The following is a 15,522-nucleotide window of genomic DNA, read 5'->3' on the forward strand; positions in this document are numbered from 1 at the left end:
CGCCACCCCGCATGAACGCGAACTCGCCGCAGCGACCGGACTGACTGGCGCCAGACACGGATCCTTGCGGCACCGGTCGCCAGCTGACAATGATTGACGTGTACGCCTATCAGGCACACAATGGGTGGTATGGCTACGAAGTCCGAACGTTTCGCGGTGCGCCTGACTCCTTGGCAGGACGCACTGATTCGCCATGCCGCCGAGGTCGAAGGGACCGACCTCACTACCTTCTGCGTCAGCGCCACCGTCGCGCACGCCCGCGACGTGCTCGCCGATCGCCGACACTTCTTACTCGATGACGCCGCGTGGACTGAGTTCAACGCCATTCTCGACCGGCCTGTTCAGATCAAGCCTGCCTTGACCAAGCTGTTTGCCAAGTCGTCTGTTTTCGATCCGGATCCGAACGAGTGAGCGGCTACTGCGCTCCACGACCGATCAGCGAGACGGACGATCCCGCCGAGTTCGACAGTGGTGAACCAACGCTCGATGATTACCTGCGCAAGCGCGCGCTGGCCAACCACGTCGGCGGCGGATCGCGTTGTTACGTCACGTGCCGAGATGGTCGCGTCGTCGGCTACTACGCCATGGCAGCTGGGGCGGTTTCACACAGCGGCAGCGCCGGCAAGTTCCGACGCAACATGCCCGACCCAATACCGGTGATCCTGTTGTCCCGCCTCGCGATCGACCGCAAGCACCAAGGCGGCGGATTGGGAGAGGGTCTATTGCGCGACGCCATCGCTCGAGCTGTGCAGGCTGCCGAGCAGATCGGCGTCCGCGCCATCTTGGTGCATGCGCTCCACGACCATGCCCGTAACTTCTACATCCGCTTTAATTTCGAGCCCTCCCCCACAGACCCGCTGCACTTGATGCTGCTCATCAAGGACGCCAAGGCGAGCGCCCCGACTCTGCAGGCCGAGGGCGAAGGCGACTCTCGTCGTCGCGAGCTCATCGATCAGCTGGTTGAGACCGGCGCAGACCGCGAGCACCTGGAGTCGTTGACCAGCGAGCAGTTATTCCGTCTGATGGCGGTCATGGCGCTCACTAACGCCGACCAGTTGCGCGAGCTCTTTCCGGACGGCGCCGACGCAGTGCTGGCCACCGCCCGCGAAGCCACCGGATTCACCGATAAGGCATTGCGGAGGGTGACACTCGCTGACGGCAGTGCCCTACTCGTAGACGCCGACTGCGAGGACACCGACGACGAGATTCGAGGGGCCTATTTCGCCGCTGACAACAACGAAGACGGCGAACAACTGGAGCCGAGTTGATCCTCTTCCACACCACAGACTCAACCAACGCGATCCTCAGCTAAAAATCACGTGGACAGCCCGATCGCGAGTGTCATCGCGAGGAACAGCGTGAGTTGGTAGGCGCTGTTGATGACGGTCAGTCGGGGCGGCTTTAGTTCAAATGCGTTGTGTTGAAGGAGCGTCGTGGCCGAGAAGGCTAGCCAAACCGCGGCGCCGACGAGAAGGGCGAGCCACGCGGAGTGGACGCCAGTGGCCGCGAAAGTGACCTCGACGGCAACCGCCAACCCTACCGCAGTCACCGTATTTGCTAGGAGTAACTGAGCCATGTTTCGTCTGCTGGAGGCTTTGGATTGCTCGGGCGTGATGCCGGTCAGGTTCGACCACGTGGTCACAAAGAGCTTTCCGTACCACACCCCGGCGACCGCCATCCCTGCGACGGTGGCGATCACGACGCCAAGCCAATTCATTTGCATCTCAGGGCTCCTCGACTGAAGGCGGGCGGGCACGGCATCGAGCTCTCGTCGACGAAATGCACGATGCTGCCGCCTGGCTCTGCAAACCGGGCTTCGGTTGGGGACAGGCGGTGAACCAGCACTGGAGGGCGCTCGCTACCTTGTGCGATTCCCATATGTTGTGCGTCTCCTTGGTCCGTGGTCAACACTGCACGTGTAATATACAAGTTCACAATCAAAAGTAAAGTGATACCGGGATGGCGGGATGGCGGGATGAATGAGCTACTCGACGAGGTTCTGGACGCGTACGGCGGGGCTGAGGGTTGGAATTCCATCGCGACGATCACCGCTCACGGCCGTTTGGGTGGACTGTTGCCCAAGCGGTTTCCCGGCAGCAAGTTGTCGAGCTTCACGGTTGAGGTCAGCGTCGCCGAGCAGCGCACTGTCCTGCATGACTTCCCGCAAGCCGGCCAGAACGGCGTGTTCGACCGTGGTGAGGCACGGATAGAAACCAGTGGCGGTGAACCGATCGATGTCCGGACCGACCCTCGTTCAGCTTTCCTCGGGCTCGGTGGAATCCGCCGGAACTTTCATTGGGATCCCCTGGACACCACCTACTTCGCCGGATACGCCTTCTGGAACTACCTCACCGCACCGCAGTTGCTCACCCTTGACGGCGTGACCGTGACCGAAGGCGGACCATGTCGGCAATCAGGCCGTCAATGGCGTCGGCTCCTGGCCACGTTCCCCGCTCACATCGACACGCACTGCCGGCATCAGATCTTCTACGTGGACACCGACGGCCTGATCGGTCGCCATGACTTCGTCGCCGAACCCGTCGGCGCCTGGGCCACAGCCTCGCTCTACTGCAGCCGATATCGCCGCATCGATGGGATAGTTTTCCCCACCCAGCGGCGCGTATTCCCGCGGGCTCACGGCCGCGTGCTGTCGTGGCCTACCTTGCTAGCGCTCGACTTCGACGAAATCGAGATCGAGCACTGAGCCCAGTCGGAAGCAAAGAATGAGGTGGTACCCATGCGATCATACGGTCAGTACTGCGGCCTGGCGCGAGCACTTGATGTCGTGGGCAATCGGTGGAGTTTGCTCGTCGTGCGCGAATTGCTCACCGGCCCTGCCCGTTACAGCCAACTCCAGGCCGGGCTACCGGGGATTTCCACGAATCTGCTGACCGATCGCCTGCGGGAACTGGAAGAAGCTGGCGTTGTTCAGCGCCAGCTAGACAGCAACAGCAACGGCGTCGCCTACACACTCACTGCATGGGGATACGAACTCCGAAATTCCGTTGCCGCGCTGGTGAACTGGAGTAAGCCCCTCATGGTTTCCGGCCCGCAGGACGACGACAGCTTCCAACCCCATTGGCTGGTAGTGGCGCTCGAGTCGCTGCTGGGCAACAACCGCACCAAGATACCTGCTACTGCCGGAGTTGAGGTCGACGGCACAACGTTGATGGTGCGCATCGATAGAACCGGTACCCACGTTGGGCCACCGCTCGATGAACAACCCAAGACCGTGCTCCGCGCTGAAGCACTGGTAGTACTGGGCCTGGCCACTGGCATGCTCACAGTCCAACAGGCGATCGCTGCGGGAAACCTCAGTGGCGACCAATATGACCTCGCGGCGGTATTCACCCCCCGTTGACGCCACACGGCTGCGCAGACGAGTCCAGCAAACTACTGGAGTTCAGCCCGCGCTACTCGGAACAGTCAAGGTCCTGGTGGCCGCAATGGCCCACGGTCACGACTTCTCCCCCTGCAAAACCTCGGAACATTCGCGATTCACCTCTGAGGAATACGACAGGATCGAATATGGCGGGTTACCAGTAAACTACGCCGTTTTCATCTGATGAATCACGTCTGTCCCTGCCTGCTCATTGTGCCTATCCTCCGGGTGGGCACTAGAGATTTGCGGGTTCGCCTGTCCTGGTGCATGTTTCAGTAGATGAGCCTCCGGCGCAGCGTCTCGTAGGACACCCCCAACCGCTTGGCAACCGCGGTCACACAAGCCGTGCGGGTCTCGTACTCCTCAAGATGGTCGGTGACCAACCGCACCGCCCGGGCCTTGAACTCCTCGTCGTACTTCTTCGGCATGATGCGAACAACCTTCCCTCGAAAGAAGGTGTGCCTCAAACCGTGGACTCAGTAACGGGGACTCGCCACAGCGACCAGCAACTTGCTGCAATCTCGTAAATCGCTCGCGAATATCCTGTTGACTTCGCACATGAGACATGCGACTGCGGTAGCTGGCGGTGTGTCGTATTTCGTAGCTGTGCCCGGTGTAATAGCGGGCCTGGTGCCGTGGGCGATCACCGGTTGGCAAATCCACGGATTGTCGAATCCCTTGCGAGTGCTTGCCGCTGCACTGATCACGATCGGATTGGTGCCGCTAGTGTCGGCATTCGGCGAGTTCGTAAAGGTCGGCGGCACGCCTTCGCCGACCGCCGCCCCGAATCGTTTGGTGGTGGCAGGCTTCAATCGATACGTTCGCAATCCGATGTATGCCGGAGTCCTCTTGATCATTCTGGGCCAAGCCTTGTTGTTCACAAGTATCGGCCTGGTGATTTACGGTGTGCTGTTCTGGGCTTCTGTAGCTGCCTTCGTCCACTGGTGCGAAGAACCCACCCTCAGTGGGCGGTTCGGAGCCGCCTACGAGGCGTATCGCCGAGCAGTTCCAGCTTGGTATCCCCGCCTACACCCTTGGTTCCCAAACTCGTAGCCAATTTCCTAAGAAGCACTTCATCCTGTCCTGTCTCAATTGATCGGGCAGTGGGCCAACGGCTTTGGGACTGCCTTGGCAGTGTTCCCATGATCGCCCGGCTCGTCCCGGCCGGTTATTTGACCTCTTGCCATTTCGCAATACCATCGATCCAGCGTCAGGCCACCAACTCCTGCCGGTTAAATTTACTTGCCGACAACGGATCAGATTCCCGTTGCCATTGACGGAGAGTGCAGCGATCCGGGGTGCAACCCCAGGATCCCCTCGGCCGCACCAAAGATCAGGTCTCCGCGTGAGGCGGGCGTCTGCTGCAGCACTAGCGCCTGCTCGTTGACACCATCGATTAGTCCTAGAATCTGCCATGCTGCGGCTTCCGGAGCGGCGACAACAAATTCGCCACATGCCACACCGTCCGCGATGACGCTCGAGAACAACTGCTGCCAGTCATCCAGCGAAGCCCGAACCGATGTGGCGAGCCGTTCGTTGCGGTACCCCATTGCCAAGGCCTCGACCCATACCAGGGTGGTGTTATCTCGGGTGCCGTCGAGCAACTCTTCACATAGCGAGCGAAGGCGCTGCGTCGGAGTTCGCTTTCCGGCAGCCGCCGCACGCACTTCCTCAATTTCCCTGCTGACGATGCGGGTGAAGACTTCCGCGATCAATCCATCGACTCCGTCGGAGTAGTGAGCGACCAGGGTGGAGGTCACGCCCGCACGTGCCGCAACAGAGCGCAAGGTCAGATACGACAAGCCCCGCTCTACCGCGAGCTTGCAAGCACTGTCCAGGATGTCCGCAGCACGTTCCGCGGGGGCTTTGCGTGCAGTGCCCTTGGTGGATGAACTCGGCGTGGTTGACATTGTTCCTCCTGCCTGTGACCCTGGTCTCATCCTAATTTATCACGCGATAAATTAGGCTTGAGTCGAGGAGAGCGATTTGTGAAGATCAGGACCAGCGACATGCCGACAGACAGTCGGGCGGCCCGTACGAGTGAGCCTGGCACGGCCTCATCACTTGTCGAGGTTCATGGCATCGATTTCATCCCTCACGAAGAGCGTCACGGGCGCCCGTTTGATCTGTTCTGGGTCTGGATGGGTTCGAACGTCAACTATTTGTCATTCACGTTCGGAGGCCTGCTGATCCTGATCGGGTTGAGCGTGCGGGAAGCGATCATCGTTACGCTGCTCGGCAATCTCTGGTGGATCGCGGTGGGATGGTTGTCAGTCAGCGGGCCTGCATCGGGAACCCCCAGCGTCACTGTCATGCGCGCGATGTTCGGGATCCGGGGCAACCGAGTCTTCGGCGCGGGCCAGGGTCTGGTCATCGGGCTCTTCTACGAAGTCATCAACATCACTGTCGCGACGGTTGCCACACTCGCGATCTTCGAACTCGGAGGCGTTTCACTCCCACCCCACGTCGGCTGGATCGTGCTTCTGGTGATCGCACTCCTGAGCTTCATCCTCAGCGTGTATGGGTACGACGCCATCGTGAAGGCCTCCCCTTACTTCTCCGCCGCGCTTGCGATCGCGTTCATCGTGCTCGGATTCTTCGTCTTCGGCTCAGCGGATTACAGCTTCACGCCGGAGCCGCTCACGCCGAAAGACCACTGGGCCGCGCTGCTTCTCGGATACGCGATTGTGGCGTCCGGCCCGCTCTCCTGGGGAACCGGAGCCGACTACTCGCGTTACCTTCCGGAAAACACCTCGAAGACCGCGGTCGCGTGGTGGACCGCCCTCGGCGGCCTGATCCCGACCTTCTTCATCAGCCTCATCGGGATTCTCGCGGCGACTGCGATCGATATGACAGACCCGCAGCTCACGATTCACGAGATCGTCCCGCCCTGGTTCACACCGGTCTTCCTCGGGATCGTGATCATCGGTTGCGTCACCAACAATGCCGTCGTCGCCTATTCCGCGGGACTCTCGGCTCAGGGTCTGGGACTGAAAGCGCCCCGCGTACTCATGGTGCTGATCACTGGCGCCGTCGCCACCGGAGCCGCTTACTGGCTCACCTTCTTGTCTCCAGGCTTTCTCGACACCATGGAGAGCGCCCTCGAACTCACCGTCACGGTCCTCGGGCCGCTGATCGCGATCTATTCGGTGGACATCATCTTGCGCAGGAACCGCTACAACGGGATCGCGCTGAACGACGAGCGGCCGCGCTCCCCGTTCTGGTACTCGAACGGCTGGTTCTGGCCAGGCATCATCGCGCAGGTCGTCGGCACTGCAGCGGCGGTCCTCATGGTAAACACCACGCTCTACGTGGGTCCGATCGCGCGAGCCTTCGACGGAGCCGACCTATCAGCCATCGTGGCACCGGTACTCGCAGCCGCTCTCTACGCACTGCTGTGGCACACCACGAAACCATTCGCAGACCCGGAACTGCGCCCAGGAGGAGATCACGACCTCCAGGAGTGCAACCCCCACACACCCGAACACACCTACCGACTGGAGGAACACCGATGAACTGGCGAATGCCCAGCGAAACCGATCCGCACGAGCGCACCTGGATGGCTTTCCCCTGTGAAGGACCCGCGCTCGGCGGCAGCGAAGAGAGCCGCGCCGAGACCTACCGGGCCTGGGCGGACGTCGCGAATACGATTGCCGAATTCGAACCGGTGGCCATGCTGGTCGATCCCTCCGAGGCGCGTCGCGCACGCACCCTGTTGAACTCGGAGATCGAACTCTTCGAAACCCCGATCGACGAGTGCTGGATGCGCGACCACGGCCCCACCTTCGTCGTAGATGACGAACGCCCCGGCGAGCTCGGCGCTGTGGATTGGGTGTTCAACGGCTGGGGCGCGCACTCTTGGTCGCGCTGGGAACGCGCGAATCGGAATGCTGGATTCGTCGCCGATCTCGTCGGCGCAACCAAGGTCACCTCCATGATGGTGAACGAAGGCGGCGGCATCCACGTGGACGGCGAAGGCACTGTTCTCCTCACCGAGACGGTGCAAGTCGATCCGCGACGCAACCCCTACGCCGACAAGGAACGAATCGAGGCCGAGCTCGCCCGCACGATCGGTGCGACCAAGGCGATCTGGCTGCCCCGCGGACTCACGCGCGACTACGAGGACTTCGGAACGAACGGGCACGTCGACATGCTGGCTACGATCACCTCTCCTGGGAAGGTCCTTCTGCATGCCCAGACCAACCCGGACCATCCGGACTACGAAGTTTCCAGGATGTTGCACGCGGTGCTCTCGAACTCGACCGATGCCGCTGGGCGCAGACTGCAGGTCACTGAGCTTCCTGCACCGGCGACCCTCCGAGACGAGGAAGGTTTCGTCGACTACAGCTACGTGAACCACCTCGTCGTCAACGACGGCATCATCGCTTGCGGGTTCGGAGAACCCGATGCCGATGCCCGCGCCCGGGAAATCCTCGAGGCCGCCTACGCAGGCCGGCGCGCGATCACCGTCGAAGCCCGCCCCATCTTCGCCGACGGCGGTGGAATCCACTGCATCACCCAGCAACAGCCGAAGGTCACCGCAGCATGAGCCCCATGAACGTCGTCGAAGCGTCCATCCGCGATCTCGCAGCCGCACTCCAAGACGGCCGCACGACCGCGGTGGAACTGCTCGAGCGCTACCTCGAACGCATCCGCTGCTACGACATCCCCGGAACGAACACCGCACTCAACTCCTATGTCGTAATGAATCCCGGTGCCCACGCTGAAGCCATCGCCTCGGATGAGCGTCGAGCCCGGGGCGAAGCGCTCGGGCTCCTCGACGGCATCCCATACTCGGCGAAGAACAGCTACCTTGCGTCCGGCCTCACCGCGGCAGCGGGCTCCCCCGCGTTCACGAGTCTGGTCGCTCAGCGAGATGCATTCACGATTGAACGCCTCCGCGAGGCGGGCGCCGTGCTCATCGGCCTCACGAACATGCCTCCGATGGCGAACGGCGGCATGCAGCGCGGTGCATACGGCAGAGCGGAAAGCCCCTACAACGCCGAGTGGCTCACTTCGGCGTTCGGTTCCGGCTCGTCGAACGGTTCCGGAACCGCGACCGCGGCGTCACTTTGCGCGTTCGGACTCGGCGAGGAGACCTGGTCCAGTGGGCGCGCCCCGGCCTCCAACAACGCGCTCTGCGCGTACACCCCGAGTCGCGGCATCATCTCAATGCGCGGCAACTGGCCGCTCACTCCGACCATGGACGTCGTCGTGCCTCACACCCGAAGCATGGACGACCTGCTCATCCTGCTCGACACGATCGTCCAGCCGGACCGTGAGACTCGCGGCGATTTCTGGCGGAGTCAGCCTTGGCTCGACATTCCCGACGTTCTTGCACACCGCCCCGAAAGCTATGCGTCGGCAGCCCCAGTCAGCCAAGAGGACGCCCACGAGAGTCTGCGGGGCAAGCGATTCGGCGTACCGCGCATGTACATCAACCAGGACCCCGAAGCCGGAACCGGAATCCCCGGAGGCATCGGCGGGCCGACCGGGCAACGCATCGAGACCAGGCCATCGATCCTCGCTCTCTGGGAGGCCGCTCGCAGCGACCTCGAAGCGGCCGGGGCCAAAATCGTCGAAGTGGACTTCCCGCTTGTCTCGAACTACGAAGGCGACCGAGCGGGTGCCCCGACGATCAAATCCCGAGGGCTGGTCAGCCCTGACTACCTGCAGGCGGAGCTCGTGGATCTTGCAGCCTGGGCCTGGGAGGACTTCCTCAACGCGAACGCCGATCCGAACTTGTCATCGCTCTCCCAGATCGATGGCGACCAGATCTTTCCGGACCCGCCCGGGGCTCTCCCCGACCGGTACGAGGGGTTCGAAGACGGCGTCGAGCAATTCCCGGCGGTGATCGCGGACAACCCGAGGACCCATTTCACAGAAATCCCCTTCCTGGCGGAGGGGATCGCCGGACTGGAGGAAACCCGGCGCCTGGACTTCGACGAATGGATGGAGAGACACGGACTCGACGCCGTGGTGTTTCCGGCCGTCGCGGATATCGGTCCCGCCGACATGGACATAAACACCGCCTCCGCCGACGCCGGATGGAAGAACGGGGTCTGGGTCGCCAACGGCAACATTACGATCCGCCATTTCGGGATCCCTACAGTAACTGTCCCCATGGGAATCATGAGTGATATCCGAATGCCGGTAGGCCTAACATTCGCAGGCACCCCCTACAGCGACGTTAGCTTGCTCACCGTCGCTGCTGCGTTCGAACAGACTCGGAGCAGGCGAGTTCCCCCCAGCCGAACCTCATGAGTTCCGCGGCTGCCGAGCTCGCAGTAACGCCGTCCCGCTTCCACACCCGACGACCGGACACAACGGGACAGCCCGGACTTGGTGACGAATCAAGTCCACCCTCGTCTCTGCTTGGTCAGTTCCCCCATTCCGGGCAATCCTTCTCGGGCGGATCGAGCAAGCTGCGGCACGTCTGCACGCCGATGCTGTACGAGCCGTATCCAGGTCGCTCAGGCCGGCCGAACGGTGTCCGACTCGGTTTACCAAGGCTCAATTCGCGGCGGGCCTTCTGAAACTTGATGGAGTATCCCTGCGAATCAGGTAGCCAGACACTGAAAACAACCCGCACGCGGCAGTAGCGGTAGTCATCGTCGAGTATCGGTTTGCCACGGTACATTCGGGGCGGCATCTGAACGAACACTCCACGGGCCTTTGCCTCCGTGTCGACGCCGGTACTTGTGCCGCGCAACAGCGCGCGTTCGCCGTCGCCGATGCCTCGGTTAGTCGATCTGCCCGTGCAGCGGCCGGCGGGCAATTGGGTAAATGAATCAGCCAGCCACAGATCCACGGTGACGGTGTAGTCCTCAGAGGCGACAGCGGGCGGAGGAACCGGCAACGAACCCGGACTTACCTTGCTCTCCAGCGGCGAGTCTGAGCAAGCTGGCACACAGAGGACGATACCGATGGCCATCGCTACTAGCCGAGTCGGATTGCAGCGGCGAACTCGCCTCATCCCGAGATCCTAGGCCGCACCCGCGCGCAAGCTAAGTGCGAGGGACGACGCGCTCCCAGCGGTGCGACATCATGTCAGCAAACAATCCTCCTGTGCGGCTGCGACGGAGTGCTCCCGGGTTGACCGGTGCGGCGGTGGCGTCTCCCCCGGCGCATCTGAGTCCGGTCGAGGCCTCGCAACGAGAGGAATACGGCGGAATCGAATATGGCGGGTTACCAGTAAAAGTTGCCGTTTTCGTCTGATGAATGAAGTCCACATGCGAGTAACCCTCGCCCGTTTTTTTGAGCCAGTCCATCTCAGGCAGCGAGCTTCCGGACATCCTCTGAAAGAGCGCCTCAGTCTGGTTTGCCGGAATGTTGTCGGTGAAGCTCGGATCCGCCGAAGCGGCCCTGCCTGCTCGGGGAACACCACCAGGGTGGACACTATGACGTGGCCCTTTCTGCAACAGTGTTCAAAGTCGAACTTGGCGTCTCCGATGTCGATCACGGTTACTACGCCGACCACACGCTGACCGTGGCCCGTCATCCCAGTGAGACCGATGAGCGGATGGTGGTGCGGTTGTTGGCGTTTGGGCTGCGCGCACACCGGCTCAACGATGTCGACGGTGAGTTGGCGTTCGGGGCGGGCCTGTCCACTCCTGGCGTACCGGACTTGCGGCTCGCCGACTACACCGGCCGGATCCTGGAGTGGATCAACGTCGGCCAGCCCGACGAACGCGTCTTGGGCAAGGCTGCCAGCCAGGCCGACCAGGTGCTGCTGTTCCCGTTTGCCGCCGGCGTGGCCACCTGGTGGCGCACCGTGGGACCCAAAGTGGCGAAACTGCCGAACCTGTCGGTGGTGCAGATACCGCACGCGCCGGTACAGCAACTGGCCCAGAGTGTCGATCGACGGGTCTCGGCGCAGGTGATGGTGATGGAACATCAGGTGACGATGACCGTGGGCGGTGTCGACGTCACCTTTGCACCCGAGCCATTTCAGTGAACGTCTGAGCCCGAGGTACTAGTCGATAGCGTTTGGCGCCATGGACGCTGACGTCATCGTTGTCGAGGCGGGTAGCCGGTGACGCGCAGCCCAGGCCGGCCCTTCCCCACTATCGTCCGGCCATGAACTTCGACGGACAGTCTGACGAGCACGCGAACACCATTCGAGGTACACAAGTCTGGCGCCTACCTGCACGGCTCCGCGGCCTACCCCGCGGTGGGTGCGCTTCTGGTGCCCGGACGGGAGTCGGTCTTCGAAGCGGGACGCATCATGAACCACGTCTACGTGACGTAGACGTCGGACGCCGCGGTCTGGGGCGCCGAGCGACAGCGCACCCGACCTCATCCGCGCGCTCATCTGTCCGCTCGCCTAACTCACCGGGCTGGCCATCGGTGAGGACAAGCTCAACCGGGCCGTGGTCACCGACGGGCCAGTTCAAGCCGTCCCCTCGCTGCCCCCACTCCCCAGAAATGGTTGGGCGACTTCGACTTCGACGCCAACCCCAACATCAACCCAGCCACCAGCTGGCCACCGGCGGCTAGATCAGCAAGGGCCAACCACTCTGCCTGATAGGTGATCCCGGCACCGGCAAGTCGCATCGGCTCATTGCGCTCGGGACGGCTGCAGCTGAACGCGGATTCCGTGTTCAGCTATACCCTGGCGACCCGGGAGGAAAACAACGCCATCGCGATCGCGAGCAACGAAGCAATCTCCGGGTGGACCAAGACGTTCACCGGCCCGCGGCTCAGCTGAACGTGTGGACCTAGGACAGGTGCGCAGATTCGGATCCAGCTGCCTACTGACACCGCCAAGGGACTGCCGCGTTCCGACGATCAGCTCAGCAGGGATCTCCCGGCGGGGTGAAGTATGGGACTCCTTCGACTGTGTAGCAAGGGATCTCGCCGGGCACGTAGGGCACATGCTGGGCCGCGATCGCAGCGCCGACAGCGACGTCACCGGCGATGTTGGTGCAGCCGCCAGCGGCGAAGTGCCGGCCCCCGGCCTCGGCGCACACGTCGGCACTGGCCGTGGGTGCGATGGCCAGTGGAGCGGCGACTAACGCCGCGGTGAGCAGTGCGGTGGTGTATTTGTTCACGGTTCTCCTCGGCTGGTGTGCATGGTGTCGCACAGGCTTCGATTGGCGTGGCAACGCGCGGCGGGCCGCAGCCGCCGCATCCGGCAACGCGCGGCGGTGTCACGGGGTGCGCTGCGGCAACGGCGCCTTCCAGGTTCCGTCTACTGCCGCCTTCTCGGGCCAGTACAGCCGCTCGATCAACACGAACGGACCGTCTGGCGCGGGCAACCAATTCGACTCCTTGTCTGCGCCCGGGGATTCCTTCTGCACGTAGAAGGTGTAGCCACCGTCGGCATCCTTCTTAAGTTCGGGCAGCATCGGGGAGTTGATCAGGTAACGGTTGATCGGATTGGCGACCAGCAGGCTCTGCGGCATCCGGTACATGGTGAGCGACCAGAAGCCCTTGACCGGCGGTAGCTGGCCAGGAGCGAATCGGTAGGTGTACGTGTTCGCCCCGTTCAGCGTGGCCCCCGCCGAGTCCAGCCGGAAGATCGGATACATCGCCTCGGCGGTGTCGTTTCCGTAGATGCCGTTGATCGCACCTGCCATGCGGTACAGGTAGTTGGTTCCCATCGTTTGGCGGTCACCGAACATCTGCGCGGTCGTGACTTCGCCTTTGTCGATCTTCGCCTGCAGCTGGTTGTAGTCGGTCCAGGCGTCGTCGAGTCCGTCCTGGAAGGCCTGCTGCTGGTCGGCGGGCAGCGCACCGATGTCGAGTTTCTTGTCGGTGCCGATTCCGATTGACGCGAACTTTGCCCGGAGTTCCTTCTCCAAGTCCAGCACCGGCACGTACTTCAGCACGAAGTTGAGTGTCTCGAAGAACTTCGTCGACTTCTTTTGCTCGTCCGGGGTCTGCGGAACGACGAAGTCGATCGCGGCGGGCGCTGCGGGCGCCGCCGTGCCGAGGAACTTCGACAGCGGTTGCACCTGGTAGCCGGCCTGGATCGCTTTCACGTTGTCGATATCGTCGGGGCCGAACAGCTGGGTCCGGTACAACGCGAGAATGAAATCGGTCTCGGCATACAGCACCTTGTCGATGCCTGCAGGCTTCTCGCCCTTCCAGTTCGGACCCGCGAGCAGGTACTTCCCCGCCTTGTTGCCGGTGGTACGGCTACCCAGGTAGGCCATGTTGTACGTGTACCCGTCGATGAACTGCACCGAGTAATACCGGTTGCTCTCCACCTCGGGCACAGTCAGCACCAACGGCTCCGCGCGCAGGTCCGCGCCCAGCGTCGAGTACGGGGTGTCCGAGTTCGGGGTCTGCACCGCAGTGTCCGCGGGGGTAGCGACGTGGGCATCGGAGTGCAGAGTGTTCCACGGGCTGCGGAACTGCGAGCCCTGCTTGTCCTGGAAGTAGGCGTACTGGATCCGATAGTTGTCCACCATCGGGTAGCCGTAGATGTACGCCTGCTTGGCGATATCCCGGATCTGAGCGGTGGTCACCTCAGCCTGCTCCTTCGAGTCCTTGATCGAATCCTTGCCGCCGCCACAGCCGGTCAGCGTGATCGCCAGCGTCGAGGCGGCGATGACGGCTGTCCCGCGCAGCCACGAAACATGTTGTCGCATCATCACATTCACCCTACTTTCTGCGGCTCCGGCGCCTGCCAGGTGCCATTCAGGGCGGCTTCCTTCGGCCAGTACAGCCGCTGCGTCAACCGGAACGGCCCCTCGGGCGCCGGCAGCCAGTTGGATTCCTTCTCCGGGCCCGGGGTTTCCCGCTGCACGTAGATGGTGTAGCCGCCGTCGGGGTCCTGTTTCAGCGTGGGCAGCATCGGCGAATTGATCAGGTAGCGGTTGATGGGATTGGCCACCAGCAGGCTCTGCGGCATCCGGTACATCGTCAGTGACCAGAACGCGTTCACCGGCGGCAGCTGGCCCGGTGCGTAGCGGTAGATGTACTTGTTCGCGCCGTCGAGCGGAGCTCCGGTCGAGTCGTTCGAAAAGCTCGGATACATCGCTTCGGCCTTGTCGTTGCCGAAGATGCCGTTGATGGCACCCGCCATCCGATACAGGTAGTTGGCGCCGAGCGTCTGGCGGCTGCCGAACAGGTCACCGGGTGAGATCGCCCCGCTCTCCACCTTCGCCTGGATCGGATCGTATTCCTTCCAGGCATCGGTGATCGCCGTCTGGAAAGCGTCCTGCTTGTCCTTGCTCAGGGATTTGATGTCGAGGCTCTTGTCGGTGCCGATGCCGATCGAGGCGAACTTCGCCCGCAGCTCATTCTCGGTTTCGAGGACCGGCGCGAACTGCAGAACAAAATTGAGAGTCTCGAAGAACTGCGGAGACTTGCGCTCCTCCTCCGGGGTCTGCGGAACAACGAAGTCGATCGCAGGTGCGGCGGCCGGCGGCGGCTTGCTCTCGAACTTCGACAGCGGTTCCGCCTTGTACTCGGCCTGGATCGCCTTGACGTTGTCGAGGTCGGCGGGCCCGAACAGCTGGGTCCGGTACGCGACGAACGCGAACTGGGTGTCCGACCGAATCACCTTGTCGATCCCGGCGGGCTTCTCGCCCTTCCAATTCGGTCCGGCGAGCAGGTACTTGCCGGCGTTGTTGCCGGTTGTCCGGCTGCCCACATAGTCGAAGTTGTACATGTACTGGTCCATGAACTGCAGCGAGTAGTAGCGCTTCGCTTCGATGGCCGGAACGCTCAGAACGTAAGGCTCAGTGCGCAGATCAGCGCCAAAGAAGCTGTACGGCGTATCCGAGTTGGGGGTCTGAATGGCGGTGTCAGCCGGCGTGTAAACCTGCGCGTTGGATTGAAGTGTGTTCCAGGGGGCCTTGTACTCCGGGTTCTGCTTGTCCTGGAAGTAGGCGTACTGGATCCGGTAGTTGTCCACCATCGGGAAGCCGTAGATGTAGGCCTGCTTGGCGATCTCGCGAATCTGCTCCGCGCTCACCTCTCCGGTCGGCGCGCTCGAAGTCGCGTCCGAACCTCTATCCCCGCCGCACGCGATCGCGGTCAACGTCAGCGCCGCGATGCCCACCATGCTCAACCACCGTCGGCGCCAAGGCCGCTTGTTGTCCATCGCTGTCCCCTTCTGTCACCCGAGCCCGACCATCTTTGCCCGAGCTATCAGCCATTGTCTTGACTATGCTGGACATTTTCTT

At 62.5% G+C, this 15,522-nt stretch carries 15 protein-coding genes and 3 pseudogenes; 11 read left to right on the forward strand and 7 right to left on the reverse strand.

All coding sequences use genetic code 11. The features are described 5' to 3' along the window. Positions 1-120 precede the first annotated feature (120 nt). Positions 121-411, forward strand: a complete 291-nt coding sequence (locus ACZYZ7_RS05410) for a type II toxin-antitoxin system TacA family antitoxin (RefSeq protein ID WP_463740392.1) — start codon at positions 121-123, stop codon at positions 409-411. Then, a pseudogene (locus ACZYZ7_RS05415) lies at positions 408-893 on the forward strand (GNAT family N-acetyltransferase); the annotation flags it as partial. The gene ACZYZ7_RS05410 and the pseudogene ACZYZ7_RS05415, both read left to right, overlap by 4 nt. Before the next feature lie 422 nt (positions 894-1,315). Here ACZYZ7_RS05415 and ACZYZ7_RS05420 read toward each other — a convergent pair. Beyond that, positions 1,316-1,699, reverse strand: coding sequence for a DUF1761 domain-containing protein (locus tag ACZYZ7_RS05420; RefSeq protein WP_463740393.1), 384 nt, complete (start codon positions 1,697-1,699; stop codon positions 1,316-1,318). Between the two features lie 276 nt (positions 1,700-1,975). Here ACZYZ7_RS05420 and ACZYZ7_RS05425 point away from each other — a divergent pair, with 276 nt between their 5' ends. Both ACZYZ7_RS05425 and ACZYZ7_RS05430 read left to right on the forward strand, forming a co-directional pair. Next, a complete protein-coding gene (locus ACZYZ7_RS05425; protein ID WP_463740394.1) occupies positions 1,976-2,704 on the forward strand; it encodes a hypothetical protein in 729 nt (242 codons plus the stop codon). A 33-nt stretch (positions 2,705-2,737) separates the two neighbouring features. Then, positions 2,738-3,361, forward strand: a complete 624-nt coding sequence (locus tag ACZYZ7_RS05430) for a winged helix-turn-helix transcriptional regulator (protein WP_463740395.1) — start codon at positions 2,738-2,740, stop codon at positions 3,359-3,361. A 293-nt stretch (positions 3,362-3,654) separates the two neighbouring features. On the opposite strand, the gene ACZYZ7_RS05435 is transcribed toward ACZYZ7_RS05430, so the two are convergent. Continuing rightward, on the reverse strand, positions 3,655-3,810 hold the full coding sequence (locus ACZYZ7_RS05435) for a transposase (RefSeq protein WP_463740396.1): 156 nt from the start codon (positions 3,808-3,810) through the stop codon (positions 3,655-3,657). Positions 3,811-3,970: 160 nt separating this feature from the next. On the opposite strand from ACZYZ7_RS05435, the gene ACZYZ7_RS05440 reads away from it, so the two are divergent. Continuing rightward, positions 3,971-4,435, forward strand: coding sequence for a methyltransferase family protein (locus ACZYZ7_RS05440; protein ID WP_463740397.1), 465 nt, complete (start codon positions 3,971-3,973; stop codon positions 4,433-4,435). 203 nt (positions 4,436-4,638) lie between these two features. Here the strand turns inward: ACZYZ7_RS05440 and ACZYZ7_RS05445 are convergent, their stop codons facing one another. Beyond that, positions 4,639-5,292, reverse strand: coding sequence for a TetR/AcrR family transcriptional regulator (locus ACZYZ7_RS05445; RefSeq protein WP_463740398.1), 654 nt, complete (start codon positions 5,290-5,292; stop codon positions 4,639-4,641). Positions 5,293-5,391: 99 nt separating this feature from the next. Here ACZYZ7_RS05445 and ACZYZ7_RS05450 point away from each other — a divergent pair, with 99 nt between their 5' ends. The 3 genes from ACZYZ7_RS05450 to ACZYZ7_RS05460 are packed head-to-tail and all read left to right on the forward strand — an operon-like array spanning position 5,392 to position 9,646. Beyond that, on the forward strand, positions 5,392-6,897 hold the full coding sequence (locus ACZYZ7_RS05450) for a purine-cytosine permease family protein (RefSeq protein WP_463740399.1): 1,506 nt from the start codon (positions 5,392-5,394) through the stop codon (positions 6,895-6,897). Further along, on the forward strand, positions 6,894-7,931 hold the full coding sequence (locus tag ACZYZ7_RS05455) for an agmatine deiminase family protein (RefSeq protein ID WP_463740400.1): 1,038 nt from the start codon (positions 6,894-6,896) through the stop codon (positions 7,929-7,931). Before ACZYZ7_RS05450 ends, ACZYZ7_RS05455 begins: the two co-directional genes overlap by 4 nt. After that, positions 7,928-9,646 carry an amidase gene (locus tag ACZYZ7_RS05460; RefSeq protein WP_463740401.1) on the forward strand — a complete coding sequence of 573 codons (1,719 nt, stop codon included), beginning with the start codon at positions 7,928-7,930 and terminating at the stop codon, positions 9,644-9,646. The genes ACZYZ7_RS05455 and ACZYZ7_RS05460 overlap by 4 nt, the downstream gene beginning before the upstream one ends. 115 nt (positions 9,647-9,761) lie before the next feature. Here ACZYZ7_RS05460 and ACZYZ7_RS05465 read toward each other — a convergent pair whose 3' ends face one another. After that, on the reverse strand, positions 9,762-10,193 hold the full coding sequence (locus ACZYZ7_RS05465; protein WP_463740402.1) for a hypothetical protein: 432 nt from the start codon (positions 10,191-10,193) through the stop codon (positions 9,762-9,764). Between the two features lie 594 nt (positions 10,194-10,787). Between ACZYZ7_RS05465 and ACZYZ7_RS05470 the strand changes: the two genes are divergently transcribed. From ACZYZ7_RS05470 to ACZYZ7_RS05480, 3 genes and pseudogenes are all read left to right on the forward strand, one after another. Continuing rightward, positions 10,788-11,339, forward strand: coding sequence for a YaeQ family protein (locus ACZYZ7_RS05470; protein ID WP_463740403.1), 552 nt, complete (start codon positions 10,788-10,790; stop codon positions 11,337-11,339). Positions 11,340-11,480: 141 nt separating this feature from the next. Then, positions 11,481-11,630: pseudogene (locus ACZYZ7_RS05475) on the forward strand (NAD(+)--rifampin ADP-ribosyltransferase); the annotation flags it as partial. 132 nt (positions 11,631-11,762) lie between these two features. Then, positions 11,763-12,086, forward strand: a pseudogene (locus tag ACZYZ7_RS05480) (ATP-binding protein); the annotation flags it as partial. 91 nt (positions 12,087-12,177) lie between these two features. Here the strand turns inward: ACZYZ7_RS05480 and ACZYZ7_RS05485 are convergent. The 3 genes from ACZYZ7_RS05485 to ACZYZ7_RS05495 form a co-directional block, all read right to left on the reverse strand. Continuing rightward, positions 12,178-12,435 carry a hypothetical protein gene (locus tag ACZYZ7_RS05485; RefSeq protein WP_463740404.1) on the reverse strand — a complete coding sequence of 86 codons (258 nt, stop codon included), beginning with the start codon at positions 12,433-12,435 and terminating at the stop codon, positions 12,178-12,180. A 99-nt stretch (positions 12,436-12,534) separates the two neighbouring features. Then, entirely contained in the window at positions 12,535-13,983 is a 1,449-nt protein-coding gene (locus ACZYZ7_RS05490) for a DUF1254 domain-containing protein (protein ID WP_463740405.1), read from the reverse strand. A gap of 5 nt (positions 13,984-13,988) precedes the next feature. Next, positions 13,989-15,440 carry a DUF1254 domain-containing protein gene (locus ACZYZ7_RS05495; RefSeq protein WP_463740406.1) on the reverse strand — a complete coding sequence of 484 codons (1,452 nt, stop codon included), beginning with the start codon at positions 15,438-15,440 and terminating at the stop codon, positions 13,989-13,991. Positions 15,441-15,522: the final 82 nt, after the last annotated feature.

The sequence above is a fragment of the Mycobacterium sp. IDUB_17 genome (assembly GCF_055419465.1).